The organism is Parabacteroides sp. KHUB-01 (assembly GCF_056640935.1).
The window spans coordinates 364,114-378,528 of sequence record NZ_CM153256.1; the positions used below are offsets into that span (position 1 = coordinate 364,114).

At 39.6% G+C, this 14,415-nt stretch carries 17 protein-coding genes; 5 read left to right on the forward strand and 12 right to left on the reverse strand.

Features of this window, described 5'->3' with window-relative positions:
- Nucleotides 1-140: 140 nt before the first annotated feature.
- Nucleotides 141-1,049 carry a PcfJ domain-containing protein gene (locus ACYIAR_RS01685; protein WP_480331718.1) on the reverse strand — a complete coding sequence of 303 codons (909 nt, stop codon included), beginning with the start codon at nt 1,047-1,049 and terminating at the stop codon, nt 141-143.
- A 204-nt stretch (nt 1,050-1,253) separates the two neighbouring features.
- On the opposite strand from ACYIAR_RS01685, the gene ACYIAR_RS01690 reads away from it, so the two are divergent.
- The 3 genes from ACYIAR_RS01690 to istB are packed head-to-tail and all read left to right on the forward strand — an operon-like array spanning nt 1,254 to nt 3,581.
- Nucleotides 1,254-1,385, forward strand: a complete 132-nt coding sequence (locus tag ACYIAR_RS01690; RefSeq protein ID WP_480331704.1) for a hypothetical protein — start codon at nt 1,254-1,256, stop codon at nt 1,383-1,385.
- Entirely contained in the window at nt 1,376-2,818 is a 1,443-nt protein-coding gene (gene istA, locus ACYIAR_RS01695; protein ID WP_480331702.1) for an IS21 family transposase, read from the forward strand. Before ACYIAR_RS01690 ends, istA begins: the two co-directional genes overlap by 10 nt.
- A complete protein-coding gene (gene istB, locus ACYIAR_RS01700; RefSeq protein WP_480331376.1) occupies nt 2,808-3,581 on the forward strand; it encodes an IS21-like element helper ATPase IstB in 774 nt (257 codons plus the stop codon). The genes istA and istB overlap by 11 nt, the downstream gene beginning before the upstream one ends.
- A 55-nt stretch (nt 3,582-3,636) precedes the next feature.
- Here the strand turns inward: istB and ACYIAR_RS01705 are convergent, their stop codons facing one another.
- From ACYIAR_RS01705 to ACYIAR_RS01745, 9 genes are all read right to left on the reverse strand, one after another.
- Nucleotides 3,637-4,056: a hypothetical protein gene (locus tag ACYIAR_RS01705; RefSeq protein ID WP_480331720.1), complete on the reverse strand. Its 420-nt coding sequence runs from the start codon at nt 4,054-4,056 to the stop codon at nt 3,637-3,639.
- A gap of 2 nt (nt 4,057-4,058) precedes the next feature.
- Nucleotides 4,059-4,478 (reverse strand): PcfK-like family protein, encoded by a 420-nt coding sequence (locus ACYIAR_RS01710; RefSeq protein WP_072067265.1) that lies wholly within the window; start codon nt 4,476-4,478, stop codon nt 4,059-4,061.
- A gap of 349 nt (nt 4,479-4,827) precedes the next feature.
- Entirely contained in the window at nt 4,828-6,246 is a 1,419-nt protein-coding gene (locus ACYIAR_RS01715; RefSeq protein WP_480331722.1) for an OmpA family protein, read from the reverse strand.
- A gap of 51 nt (nt 6,247-6,297) precedes the next feature.
- A complete protein-coding gene (gene mobV, locus ACYIAR_RS01720) occupies nt 6,298-7,743 on the reverse strand; it encodes a MobV family relaxase (RefSeq protein WP_480333518.1) in 1,446 nt (481 codons plus the stop codon).
- A 181-nt stretch (nt 7,744-7,924) separates the two neighbouring features.
- Nucleotides 7,925-8,335, reverse strand: coding sequence for a hypothetical protein (locus ACYIAR_RS01725; RefSeq protein ID WP_480331724.1), 411 nt, complete (start codon nt 8,333-8,335; stop codon nt 7,925-7,927).
- A 21-nt stretch (nt 8,336-8,356) separates the two neighbouring features.
- Entirely contained in the window at nt 8,357-8,917 is a 561-nt protein-coding gene (locus tag ACYIAR_RS01730; protein WP_480331726.1) for a hypothetical protein, read from the reverse strand.
- Nucleotides 8,918-8,922: 5 nt separating this feature from the next.
- Entirely contained in the window at nt 8,923-9,306 is a 384-nt protein-coding gene (locus ACYIAR_RS01735; protein WP_074707926.1) for a hypothetical protein, read from the reverse strand.
- Nucleotides 9,303-9,755, reverse strand: coding sequence for a hypothetical protein (locus tag ACYIAR_RS01740; RefSeq protein ID WP_072067258.1), 453 nt, complete (start codon nt 9,753-9,755; stop codon nt 9,303-9,305). The genes ACYIAR_RS01735 and ACYIAR_RS01740 overlap by 4 nt, the downstream gene beginning before the upstream one ends.
- 21 nt (nt 9,756-9,776) lie before the next feature.
- Nucleotides 9,777-10,769, reverse strand: a complete 993-nt coding sequence (locus ACYIAR_RS01745; protein WP_480331729.1) for a hypothetical protein — start codon at nt 10,767-10,769, stop codon at nt 9,777-9,779.
- Between the two features lie 360 nt (nt 10,770-11,129).
- On the opposite strand from ACYIAR_RS01745, the gene ACYIAR_RS01750 reads away from it, so the two are divergent.
- Both ACYIAR_RS01750 and ACYIAR_RS01755 read left to right on the forward strand, forming a co-directional pair.
- Nucleotides 11,130-11,768: a recombinase family protein gene (locus ACYIAR_RS01750; RefSeq protein ID WP_072067256.1), complete on the forward strand. Its 639-nt coding sequence runs from the start codon at nt 11,130-11,132 to the stop codon at nt 11,766-11,768.
- A gap of 5 nt (nt 11,769-11,773) precedes the next feature.
- The gene (locus tag ACYIAR_RS01755; RefSeq protein WP_480331731.1) at nt 11,774-11,965 is read left to right on the forward strand and encodes a hypothetical protein; all 192 of its coding nucleotides are present in this window, start codon (nt 11,774-11,776) and stop codon (nt 11,963-11,965) included.
- Nucleotides 11,966-12,529: 564 nt separating this feature from the next.
- Here ACYIAR_RS01755 and ACYIAR_RS01760 read toward each other — a convergent pair.
- Nucleotides 12,530-12,901, reverse strand: a complete 372-nt coding sequence (locus ACYIAR_RS01760) for a single-stranded DNA-binding protein (protein ID WP_480331733.1) — start codon at nt 12,899-12,901, stop codon at nt 12,530-12,532.
- A gap of 661 nt (nt 12,902-13,562) precedes the next feature.
- Nucleotides 13,563-14,342, reverse strand: a complete 780-nt coding sequence (locus ACYIAR_RS01765; protein ID WP_480333520.1) for a DinB/UmuC family translesion DNA polymerase — start codon at nt 14,340-14,342, stop codon at nt 13,563-13,565.
- Nucleotides 14,343-14,415: the final 73 nt, after the last annotated feature.

Here is a 14,415-nt window from a genome sequence, read left to right on the forward strand (position 1 = left end):
ACCGTATTTCGGTTCGCAAGCATAAATGATGATGTTCTTATAAAGGAAGGAGCATACTAACTATAATAGAGATAGATATGTAGCATTTATAAAAGGGAACCAGGCACTAACTACCCTCCTATTGGAGAGCAGTTAATACCTTACGCAAGCATACGTTGCTTAACCAGTGGCACATTCTTATGAACTAAGTTTATGATATGCTGGTGATGTTTCGTATTCTTGTTGCATAAACCTCTTGATTGAATGACTTGGAAAGTCTTAAGGCTCAATTCAACAGTTTCTATTCGTTGACCATCAATTCTTGCAGAGAAGACCAATGAGTGTGGCTTCAGGAAATATTCACTCTGACCTACACAATGATGCATCGTTTTGCCCTCGTTGTAGTATTCCTGAATACTTTCCAATACCGACACGATAATGGTTCCGTCTGTGAATGACAACCCAAAGAACTTCTCCTTGAGTTCCTTGAAGCGAGCCTCATTCTGAATGGCTATCTGTCGCTGTCGCTCCTTTTCTTCACGCTCTCGGATGCGTTCAGCCATCTTCAAAAATCTGTCGTGTGAAGACCTCAAATCTGTAGGGCAAACGTAAAAGGCATTATTCAAGTCTTTACCACATTTGTCCAGTAGTCTGATATAGTCAACCCACAAAGACACATCAGCGATTTTGTAATTATGTCTAAGCACAATTCTGAGTGATGCCCAACAAGCATCCAATTCTCTCTGATGATTGAGGAAATATGACAATTCACGTTTCCGACCAGTCTTCAACAAGGTTTCTATCCTACTGTCTTTCAATAGTCCTTGAATAAGAGCTTGAAACGGCATATCCGCTATTGAACCTCGCAAGCCGTTTCTCTTAAGTATTGGCAATACCTCATAGTGTGGATATACATAAGAGTCAGATAAGTAAGCATACACTTCATTATCGTATCGAAGTTCCAAATTGCCGTCACGAACAAAAGTGTCTCTGTAAAAACCCATAGTCCGTTTCAAGGCAGTCACAGCAGTTTTCCCTTGCTCATTTGTCCAGTATCGGGCAATCTCCATAACACTCTTTTGAGCAGGAGTGGAAAATATAAAGTCACTTGACCCACTATTATAAAAATCACCTGACCCACCTTTATAACCGAAACTGACCCACTTAGATTATAATAAAAATTGACCCTATAGAATTACCACATTTCAGTCTTGTTTTTGTACTTTAAAAAGCATTTTAACCCGGTATCATTAACCGAATAAAAATTTTAAAGAATGAAAATAAGAATCAAGCACATACTGCGGTGCTACCAGTCAGGAATGAGTATCCGTAGTATCAGTTCTTCTCTTCTGATTTCACGTAATACAGTAAACGGTATATCCGAATATACGAGGATATGGGTATAGAGCTGGAACGCCTGTTGAAAATGGACGAGCATCATCTGCATGAACTTTTCGGTACGGAGACTGACAACGAATCAACAGGATCTGCAGAGTATAAGTATCTTCAAGAACATATACCTGAGTACATTAAACGACTTAAATCCCGTGGAACAACAAGAAGGTCCTTGTATGAGGAGTATCTGAGAAACCGTCCCCAAGGTTACAGTTATTGTTCATTCTGCCTGTATCTCAGACGTGAAAGGGAGGTAAAAATACCGGTTGGACGCATAGATCATATAGCTGGTGATCAGATGTATGTGGATTTTGCCGGTGACAAACTTTATATTTCAGACAGGAATACGGGTGATAAGGTTCCCGTAGAAGTCTTTGCTGCGATACTTCCATGCAGTCAGATTACTTATTACGAGGCTGTACCATCGCAAAAGAAAGAATATCTTATCCAGGCATGTGAAAATGCTTTCCATTATTTTGGAGGTGTACCAAATGCCATAGTTCCCGACAACCTCAAATCTGCCGTAACAAGGCCCGGTGGAATAGAGCCTGTAATAAATGATGACTTTGCGGCATTTGCAGACCATTATGGTTGTGTTGTCTTTCCGGCAAGAGTGCGCAAACCCAAAGACAAGGCTTTGGTTGAAAATGCTGTAAGACTGCTTTACAGGGAGGTATATTCAAAGATGACAGGATTGAAATTCAATGATATTGAAGCCTTGAACATAGAAATAATGAAACATACTGACGCATTGAACAGCCGAAAGATGTACAACCGCAGCTACAGCCGTAGGGAGCGTTTCCTCGAGGTCGAGAAAGACAGGCTACATATATTGCCGGCAACAAGATTTATATCAAAAAACCGGAAAACGGCAACTGTCATGAAAAACAGTTATGTATCGCTTAACAATCACTATTACAGTGTTCCTAAAGAGTATATAGGCGATGCTGTAGAATTACTGTATGATGGGGACACAGTGGAGATATATCATAAATTCAGACACATAACGACACATCGCAGGGATGATACACCTTTCACTTATTCAGAAAAACCTTCCCATAAACTTCCCGGAGTACTACATGAATACAGAATCAGAATGGATGATATATACCGCAAGGCACGTGAAATAGACCCGGTAGTGGAAGAGTATATAAAGTTGGTGGCTGTTGCCAAAAAATATCCTGTTCAGGCTATACGTTCAGCTGATGGTATATTATGTCTTGTGGAACGTTTCGGACACGACAGAGTGGTTCTTGCATGCCAGATAGCAATGGAATCCTGCATGTTCGGGTTCAACGAACTTGAAAGCCTTCTGGTAAACAGGGAAGATGAAAAGTATCATATACAAATGGAGGGGCTTGCTCCTGAACTTACCCCTAAACACAGAAATCTCAGAGGTAAGGATTATTTTAACTCTAAAAATATGGATAAAAATGACAAGTAATAATAAAACAAACAGAACTGTCGGAAAAAATATGGACAGAATAATGGAGTTACTCTCCAAATTACGTTTTTACGGTATGCTTGAAACATACAGGAATGACTGCAGGACAACATCCTCTGATGGTATGACAAACGATGAGTTCCTGAAATGGCTTCTTGAAAGCGAGTATGATTACAGACGCAATGTAAGCATTGAGCGACTGATAAGATCTGCAAACTTCAGATATAAGGCATATATGGAAAAAATAGACTATACAATAAAACGGAACCTTGACCGGAACCAGCTCGAGAGACTTGCTTCTCTTGATTTTATAAGAGACGGACAGAATATTTTTATCACAGGAAGCTCCGGAACAGGTAAAAGCTATATAGCTTCAGCAATAGGATATGAAGCATGCAAAAATGGAGTCAGAACTTTATACTCCAATGCGTCAAAGCTTATGGGACAGCTTAAAATGGCCAAAAACAAGGGAACTATAGAATCTGAGATGAAAAAAATTGAAAAGTGTTCACTGCTTATTTTAGACGATCTCTTTCTTATAGGACTGGATGCCAGGGAAAGGTCAATACTTATGGAAATAATAGAAGACAGACACGGAATAAAATCAATCATAATAACATCACAACTTCCAGTTGAAAGCTGGTATGATGCAATTGGAGATCCTACTTTAGCTGATGCAATCCTGGACAGAATTGTACATACGGCACACAAAATTGAACTAACGGGAGATTCTGTAAGAAAGATTAATGCTAAAAAGAAGTAGTATCTGCTATAAAGAATTATAATTGAAACTGACCCGGGTTAAAATGCATTTTTCTCTACTTAATTCTAATATTTTTTTGATGGGTCAATTTAGAGTATAATAGTGGGTCAAGTGACTTTATATTTTCCACAGGAGAACCTTTAACAGTCTTTACCTCCATCAAAAAGATACGTTGTAATTGCAATCCGTCTTGAGTAGATACGATTGAGAAATAACTTTTATCAGTCATTGTGCGTAGCCTTGTATCCTTGATTTTCAGATATGCATTACATTTCGGGCAACGAGCATATTTGCTATGTTGTTCAGTACTCCATTGATGACCACAATCCATACAAGTCGTTTTACCACTTGCTGTTCTATAAGCATAATGATTTATAGTCTTTTGATAAGCCCATTCTATTGGTGCTTCGGTGAGTTGTAGCAACTTTTCGTTAGCTGCTACAACCTCATATTGGAAACGTGTCTTGGGTCTCATAATCAGAAATCAAATAAAGATGGTTGTGGAGTACTGGGCTGTGGTTTTGTAACCTTTGGCTTATTGTTACGGTTCTGCATTATACGCATCTGTTCTGCTTGATATGCTTTGATAGCCTCCTGTCGTGCCTGCTCCTTTTCTTCAGCAGTAAGTTCTATCTGGTGGTTTACAACTACACCACAACTTATCGGAGAGCCAACATCGATGTTATCCTCATCATAGTAGTGCGTTGCGAGAGAGTAGACTTCATCGTCAGTCATACCACAACAGCCACTTGCTTTGACTTGGTTCAGAATGAATGTGATGCAGTCATCGAGGTTCTTGTTCTCCTTTGCATAAGATACCGCAAATAAAGAGTCTGTACTGGCTCTGTTGTCCAAGTACGCCTTAATTGTCTTCTTGAAGTGTTCTGTTCCTTTCATATCGCTTAAACTTTAATTTTTTCTTTTCCCTTATTTTAAAACCTTTTGGCTTCATGGTCGGGTTGAGAATTTCAAGCGTTCAGAACAGCGAACAAGGTAGATAAGACAAGTAAATGGCCTAGGATTTAATGGAATACCCAAATCTGTGATTTGTGGAAGGTTGTTGTTAAATCCCACGCCTATTAGCAAAGCGGTACTTGGCATTCGAACTGTCGCAGTAACTTTGCGTAGAAATTCCCTGCCGACAATGAAAGCCTAAGTCATCAAATGGTATAGCTATAAAAAAGTGAGAGTACCAATCTTCACAGATGGGTACTCCCTAAAATCACAATTATGACAAAAAAAGTAGCTATCGCAAACTCAACACAACTTTAGTATGACGATTCGCCTCGTTTGGCGAGTATTCTTCTATACCACCGGCAAACACCTTGGCTATTCTTGCAGAGTCCACTCCTTTAGATATAAGCTTATTAGCGATATAATCTGCCCTGGCTTTACTTAAAGACTCATTGATGGTTGCTGTACCTGTACTAGAGTCAGCAGCTCCTATAAGTGTTATATGTAAACCATGCTTGATAGCTACTCTGGCCAACTCCTCAATATTGAGATTCTGCGATTCTTCTTTGAACTGGGAAGAGTTTATCTCAAAGAAGAAGTATATAGGTGCTCCAATAATCTGTCCCTCTACAAGTGACTGTGTAAGACTATCATTGGCCAATGATGCTATATCTGTTTGGATAGCACCCGTAGAACTGGTGTTTGTGTTATCCGTTTCTGATGATATACTTACAAGTGGCGACTTGCCATCCCATTTGCTGTTTTTCATTCGGGCTCTTAGGGAGTTCAAACCGCTATAGTTGTTTCTTGGATACTTATTCTGAATGATATTTTCATTATCAAACAGGTGTTTATACTTATCAAGCAGCCCCTCGATTTCTAAAATCGTCTTTAATTGCTCAAGCGTTTTTTGTTGCATATCGATTCGATCTGAAAAAACTTGATTCTGTTCTCGCATCGAATTTGCCCAGTCGGTCAACCATTCATTCTGCTGCACATACGGAAGATGATCTACAGGCTTCTTCCATCCTATTTTGCCAATCTTGAATGACAAACCTACAGAGGCGTTGAGCATATGGTCGCCCAAAGTGTTCTTCCTAAATTGACCATCAAAACTTTGGAATGTCGTAGCGTTTGACACTTCCATTGTCAATGCAACCCTCTGACAGAAACTATATTCGGCTTGAAAACCGTACGAAATGGCGAATGGATTATGCTTATTGGTTTTGTTATGAATCATACCAACACCTACAAAAGGAAATAAATTCCAACGCAGTTCGTTGTCTTCTCTGTACAATGTCCCCAGTACATTCCAAAGCAAATCGGCATGAACGGAATGGTATTCCTGTTTGTCCAGGAGTGAGTTCTTAAAATTGAAACCTTGGTAACTGATTCTTGAGCCGATAGAGGGTGTGAACCATTTACCTATAGCCAAACCAACTGATGGCTGCATTCTGCCAAACAGATCTTCGCATCCTAATGGAGTGCCCATAAAAGCATTCGTACCACCAGAGATATTCACAAACCAGTTGCCGTTCCAAGGAGATGTTACAACCACTCCTTTTTGGTAAGTAGGCTTCAGGTATTGATACGTTTCAGTAGCATCAATAGTTGCTTCCATTCGAATTGTATCAAGATTATATGATTGGTCATCAGCTTTGACTTGAACCGTACAGCATAGAGCTGTCATCATCATTAATATCATTTTCATATTTGAGATTCTTTTGATTAATAGATTTTAAAACTTTATTATCGTTAGCCATTATCGTTTGGGCTTGTTTGCGTATTTAGGCTTCATCATCTTGGATGCCATAGCCATACATCTTCTGGCCCAGTTTCTATCGTCTTCATCCTCATTGCGTCCCCATTTCAAGTCGCTTTGCGTTCCTCCACCGCCATTGCTTTCGGCAAATGTTGTAGCATCGTCAATCAGATTAAGGAAGAGCAATGTGGCACAATGCATCACTCCAGAGCTTCGTTCTGCCAAATCATTTATGAGACTGTTGTCAAAGAGATTTTTATCGTCTTCACCAAAGTTTGCCGAAATGGTGCGATGTTCCTTAACCACATTCTCAAGCATCACATCTCTAAGAATATTGACCGCATTGGAATGGACACTACGAGAATACTTCATAGCCTCGGACTTCAATTCGTCACGACGCTCTCCTATGGACACAAGGTCATCCTTCAACAATGAAAGTGTTCTTTCAGCCTGAAGCAACTTGTCTTGCTTGTCTGCCAATTTGGACTGGATAGAGGATAGTTCCCGGTTAAGCATCTCCATCTTCGTTCTGATGCTGTCTTCATTGCCATATTTCTCAAGTAACTCTTCCTGAAGTGCCAATAGTTCATTCTCCTTTTCCAGTCTTTGCTGATTCAGGTTATCAACCATAGTACTCAAACCTTTTACTCTTCGTTCTGCCAATCTTATCTCGACATTCAAGTCAGAAAGAGCCTTCTGATGTTGGGTTATTTCCTGCTCGATCGAAGTGCATAGTTCGGTCAGATGTCGTCTGTATTCTTCGGTTGTCCGATGGCGAGCACCAGTTTCGGAGATACTTGACCCACGTTCCATTCCCCATTTGCTATTAACCTCTGCAAAGTCATTATGAAGCTGCTTCATTCGTTGACTGAACTCATACTTATCCTTGCCTGCAAAGATTTTCTTATAAGCAAACCGTTCATTCTCAATGGGTAAAAGAGTGCAATGTATATGCGGATTGAGTTCGTCTAGATGAACGATGAATGCCGCAATATTCTTCTCTCCATACCTGTCGGCCACGAATTTATAGACATCCTTAGCCCATTCCTCAATGTCTTTCTCTCGATGAGCATTAGAGTTATCAGCACCTTGCTCAAAGTCTATTTGTTGATTCCCGAACGCCAATTCCCTCATCCTTTCCCTTGATCCACCGAAGATAAAGTTGACTACAGTCCTATACTTAGGCTCTTCTAAGCCCATATTAGGGTCTGTAATGCCTCTTTCTCTCAGGATTGAAGCAATCTGCTGTGGAATGGTCTTCGTTTTGTCTACAGGCTTAATTTCGCCTTTTACGACCTCAAAGTTCAGATGTTCCCTTGATGGGTCATAGTTTCCACGACTCAAAGCAAACTCTTTACCCTTTTCGGTTCGGTTCCTCTTATGTTCATTGCTTTGGGAAACGGTCATCCCTTTTGAGACATGAACATCTATTACCTGTTTTGCCATTCTATTGTTCCTGATATTGGTTAATAATCTTGCCACAGCTTGCTGCTTGTTTTGGCACCTCTCCCGACAACGGAAGTTAGTCGGGGTATTAGGCTCCCCCTTCTTCCCTCAGTTGTACACCGGGCAAGCCCGATGAAGTAGATGCAATGGCAAGCCAATGCCAGCTGTTACAAAAGTTAAGTTAGTCATTGTCCAATATCTGAGCTTCGCTCTCCGAAGATTCAAGAGAGGTAAATCCTTCTTTCAACTCGGACAACGACATTGATTCAGGAATTGTGATGACGATGCTTTTAGGCAATGTTATCTTCTGGATCAACCCGAACGCCTCCATCCTCTCAAGATACGAACGAACTGTAGCCCTATGCCAGTGCCATTCAGCTGCAAGGTCAGTTATGGTAACGTGGCATTGGTAGGTCCCAATCTCGTAATCCTTATTTCTCAAGAAGCGTGACACAAACCTTTTTGATGCTTTGTCCAATAGGTCGCAATAAGCTTCTACCTTGGATTTCCTATCACCGATTCTCTCTTTGAGGTAGAGGAATAGTGAAGCATTTGCCGATACTGCAATCTGCGGAATTTGATTTTCTTTCATCTTTGTTTCTCTTTACTTGTTTTACAATTGCGTGGATTCAGTATCATTGTCACTATCCACTTCATCGTGACAATTAGCGTGATGATTATCATTATTGGAATCGGTAGTTACTGAGTCGTTTTGTCCAGTCTGACTGCATTCTTTCATAGTAGCATATTCGGCAAGCTCAGACGATGAAGGATAGAATGCGGATGCCATTAAAATAAAGGCGATTGAAACCGACAAAGTGTACAATTCAGGCATGAATAACGTGGCCAACGCAAACAATCCGACAAAGAAGAATATTTGCCTATTGTCCCTGAATGCCAGCAACATTTTATGTGTACGGTTGTGAGAGAACAAGAAGATACACAAAACGGTCGTTACCAAGATGCCAAGATGAGCACCGTGTCCATTGAGATATATGTAATGGAACACCAATAGTATAATCAGCAACACTTGTGTATGAAGCTTTCTCATTGTCTCTCGACGGAGCATCATTCTACGGAATTTCTCTATCCAAGGATGCTTGCTATCATACAATGCAATCGGCACAATAAATAAGATTGCCGGAAATAGAAGTTGTAAAATAATCCAAATCATAATGGTTAATAAAATGGGTTTGTATTGACGTATGCCTTAAGGTTCAATTTGAGATATCCGTAAGTGGCCAGCTCAATAATTGACTCAACATCTCTAGGCAATAGATAGTGTGCACCTCTGTTCAATCGGTTTTTGATATGAGGATCTTTCTTCCGTAGAATAGCCAATGCACGGTCAAGTTCATGCTCGGGTATATGCCAGATGCGACCTTTGGCATATTGCTCATGTTCGTATAAAGCCTCTATTACAAGTGTACGACCTACATAGGCTGTCCATTGACGCTGATGGAATATCATGTGCCGTTGAAATAGGTTACTCTCTATGGCTTTTGCCCATGTCCGTCTATCGTTAATTATAAAGACCAACTGACGGTAAATATTCATTCTCATAGGAATCCAATCATCACGTCCTCTTTCTTGCGTACATACTTAAATTCTCCATCTTTTGAATGCAGCGTTGTGTCCAGACACAAATCACCATACATCATCTCCAACGAATCATAGATGGTCACATGGATATTGTACACTTTGCCATCGCTCAATGTCTGTGCGTTCATCTTGAACATCTGACCAAAGGCTGGATTGGAATATGCACAGGTGCTATGTCCAAACTGACTGGTTCGACTTGGAACATGATGATACAATGTGATAAGTTCAATATCATCCTCAAACATATCCATAACCTCTTCCAGGTCATATGGCTCATCGGTTACGAATGTCAATAGCACAAAGTCATCATAGAATTTAGGTTCTTCCATTCTTGTTGTATCTAGCAACTGTGGAAGTTGACGAGGTACTTTATCAAGAAAATCGTCATAAAAATGCTGTAACATAATCATAGGATATTGCAGTTATACGATTTAAAAAGTGTCTATTAAGGATAGGGTTATATTAGTTGGCATTGTCTCAATGATGCTTGGTTCCAGATTGAGATGTACATTTAGTTTGGATATTGCCATAGGCATTGAATCGGACACCTTGTGAAATTTCATCCTCTCTACATCAGACATCAAGGAGCAATCAAATGGCTCGATAAGAATGTATGGCTGAAGAAGCATCCATAGGTAAGACATTGCCTGTTCCTTGTTTGAAACCTTTGCATCCGATATGTCATCAATGCACGCTATAGCGTTCAAGAGCATTCTTCGCGTATTTCGTTTAGACATGAATACCACAGCATCATTGTAGGAAATCAAACCTTCTTCTGTAGACTGGTAAACCAACATACAAGCCTCTTCAGTCAAATGGGAAATGTCAGTCATATCGTGTATGCTAGAATTATCAAGATGATTCAAAAAGGATCTGAAATAGAAATCCTCCATACTGAAAAATTCAAGCATTGCTTGTTTGTTTGAGATGCCATCCTCACAAGTTTTAACCAGAAAAGTTCTATAGTCCTTTAGAAGTGATTCAATTTTTCCTGTATGTAGTTTTATAGAGTCCAACTTAGAGTAGAAGTCATCGGCTTCAATGATTATAGACATCATTGCTTCATCGACGTTTGGACTTATTTTTAGCTTCAAATCAACCAAGTCTGCAAATGTCATTTGTGTCATACCTAGCAGACGAGAAATATCCACTTTTATGTATTTATCAGTCTGTTCCAGACTCAAAAGAATACTACGCTGCGTATTGTTGGTAGTATCATTAGATATAATAGGAAATACGGCACCTCTTAATTCCTGCCATCGGGATATTTTATCTACCACTTCCTCAAATGAAAGGTTATTGCAAGAGGAAAGATCTGATGAAAACTGAGTATATGCATTGAATGCATCTTTACTTGATTTGAACTTTTCATTTGTAGTATCATTTCCGCAAGATGCAAGTATGATTATACACAAGCTAATCATTATACTTGTTATTGTTTTATGAACAACACATAAGTATGATTCTCCAAAACAAGATGCAATTAAGTTAGTTGCATTCCGAAAATTGTTTTTGTTATTAATAATGCGTTTCATCTACTATATACATTTAGTTCTCAACTCATTTGCGATACAAATGTATATATAAAATTTGGATGAAAGCAACAAATGATTCAAACTTTATAATATATTTTAATTCATACTCTAAAGTATGATTTTACATACAAACAAACACATATAATCGACAAATACAAAGTACGATTTTAATATAATTTTGCTCAAAGTATGATTAAGTATAAAATAAAACTCATATATTTGCACTGTCAACAAGAAACAAATAATGTTATGGCAAAAATTGGTTATATATTTAATGCTGCTCATCAGGAAGGATTAGATTGTGACAGAGCCTGGATGAAAGAGTATGGTTGTATTCAAATCATTGAAGAAGCAACTGATCACGAAGCATTGCGTCCTCAATGGAAGCAACTGATGGCAAATCTTGACAGAGGTGATGAGTTGGTCATCTCAAAATTCAGCAATGCGGTACGAGGTTCACGTGAACTTTCTACCCTTATCGAGTATTGCCGAGTAAAGGTTGTTCGAATTGTATCTATCAATGACAAGATAGACTCAAAGGGCATCCTCTTCCCTGAGACAACTGCTGCCCAGGTTCTTGAAATAGTTGGAGCATTGCCGGAAGAAGTCATCGCACTTCGAAGAGCTTCTGCTCACCAGATACAGTTGCAGAAAAGTATCAAGGTGCCAAGCAGCATTCAAGGTCAGAGCAGAGACGAGCGTGAAAAGACCATTGTTGCCATGTACAACAACGGACACTCTATTGATGATATTTGGAATATCAGCGGATTCCGTAGCAAGAGTTCGGTATTCCGTATCCTGAACAAATATGGGGTCAAGCTCAACAGAGGAAAATTCAGTGGTCCGCTTGGCAAAAGAAAGAGCAAAGAAGAACCGTCTGAAGAATAATATATATGAGTCCAAAACAAAAAGCGTTGTATGCCCTGATGGAAGACCAGGGATATAGCCATGCATGTATTACGGCAACGATCATGCTTCTGCGTGACGAACGTTATGCATTGGATGATATGATACTCTTCATAGAGGATGAACAGCCTACAGAAGAAGAGATAATAGAGAAGACAGCTGAATTACTCCAGAAATAATAAAGTCTTTCTATCGCATTTACAGGCTGCAATATTTGGCTAAGTGACTAAAATTGAGTATCTTTGTATTGAATATAAACACCTTAAATATAATTATGTATGATGGATGTAATCATTGCAATCGGGGTGTTTTACGTAGTCGTTAAACTCCTCAAAGGTGTCTTCGGTGCTTTCTCAAAGACGGATTACCGAAGAGACCGTTAGCATTAAAAATGCTGTTCAACCCTTATGGGTTCTCTCGTATAAATATATGTTTTAATTCTCCCTCATCTCATTCTTTAATAAGGGCGGGAGTTTCCACGTGAGATGCCCTAAAGAGGCAAATCTATACATATTCAAAAGAGCAACAATCAAAGCTACGGACAACAGTCGTAGATGATTCTTGCTCTGAATATATATAGTTTTGCAAAGGGCTAATCGATATTGTCTTGTACTTCTTTAGAAGCATAAGTCTATATCGATAGAAACATGGAAACGGGTTGGGTGTAAGTCTATAAAAGTATCGATATTTAACGAGCAAAAAGAAAGCGGCCGAAGCCGCTATCTATTAGGCTGAGGATATTACTACTTCTTCTTTCCTTTTGCAGTGCCTTTAGGCTTTTCTTCCTTTTCTTGAGCCGGATAGAAAGAAGTGGCAACCATAACGATTCTGTTGTGCTTGACACCCTCCTTGTCGGTCCACTCTTCAGGTTTGAAGTAACCTTCAACTGTGAGCAATGTGCCCTTGGTAAGATTTTCAAATGAATCAGTTTTCTCGTTCTTACGCCATGCTTCCACATTGATGAATGCCGAGATACGGTTTGAATCATCACCGTTTTTCTCTTGACGGCTTACTGCCATTGAGAAACGTGCTACACTTGTGTTGGCAAACTGGCGGATTTCAGCGTCCTTACCTACGAAACCTGTTACTGCGAATGAGTTTTCAATCTTTTTCATAACGAAATGTATTTGAAGTTATTAATCAATTTTTACAATGCATAAATAGTTGGTGCATAAAAGGAATACACCAAGGATTACAGCGTAAATACTCTTTATTTTCACTTCACTGAAATCGGAGACTCGATAAAGGAAGATTTACACTGAAACGCCATTGGTTAAGTTCCTCAAGAACGATCCTTGTTGCATACTAACTTCGCAGTGGAAAAATGATGATGACTTCTTAAAAGACAGGGCGGAAAAAGTTGATGTAACACATCGCATAGGTTTGTATAGGACACTGTAAATCCTGTTTGCCGATAGTAGTACGTTTCGGGCAATCAAGCCATGAGAACAACTGTTTGAAAACCGTGGCATTGTTATGTGAAAGCTGTAAGATGGAAAATCATTTAAAATGCCAAGAGCACATAGAGTGGAGTCGGATTAAAAGCCGAAACGCCACAAGAGAGTATCAAGCACAGAATCATGGTAAGCCATTTATTGGCTCAAGATGGAAGATGCCCATAGGCTTGCAATGGAAGAAGTGTTATACTCTAATAGATTGTCGACAAGGCCGGTATTGCGAGTCAATTCATATAAAAGGAGCAAACAGTATAATATAGAAATAAATAATTATATAGTTATATAAGTATATAATTATACAAACATATCTTACTATGAATTAGATTTGTATAGTAAGTATCTCGTTGATGTTAGTCAAATAGTTCTGACTACGGTGTTCGCATTTCACTCTCCATTTCTGTTCCTTGTCCCCTTCAGCCAGCAGTTTTATTGTCTTCAAACCATACCGATGGTTTATTACATCGATAGCTTTCATTAAGTCAGAACGCTCCTTCCGATTGTGAATCGGATCGAACAGATTCATCTGAAGCATGGACATGCTGACGATATCACCTACGATGACTCCTGATTTCTTGTACTGGATGCCAGGGCGGTAGATTTGTTTCAACAATTTCAATGCAGCACTCGTAATCTCAAGTGTATCGGAGGTGGGTGTTATAAAAGTATAAGTGGCAGAATTTCCATATTGGGGCAAATCCTCTCTAAACCGATTGCTACAGATGAAGACGGTAACGGAGCGTGCTCCAGCGTTCTGACCACGAAGTTTGTTGGCACAACTGCTGGCAAACAAAGCTACGGATACCTTGAGGGATGGTAAGTCTGAAACCATTTCACCAAAGCTTCGGCTGGTACAAATGGTTTGGTTCTGAACAACCTCGGATGTATCAATACAAGGGGTACCATTCAGCTCAAGCCACGTCTGTATGCCTGGTTTATGAAAATTGGAGCGAACCCACGATTCGCTTTTGTTGGCAAATTCAAGAGGCGTGGATACTCCCAAATAGTTCAACTTACTTAAAGTTTGTCGGCCGATGCCCCATATATCTGCCAAATCAAAGAGGGATAGAGCCTTTATCCGTTTCTCTTCGCTATCAATCATGCAAACGCTATGGTAGCCATCGTATTTTTTGGCGAATTTATTAGCGACTTTAGCTAGAGTCTTGGTAGGTGCA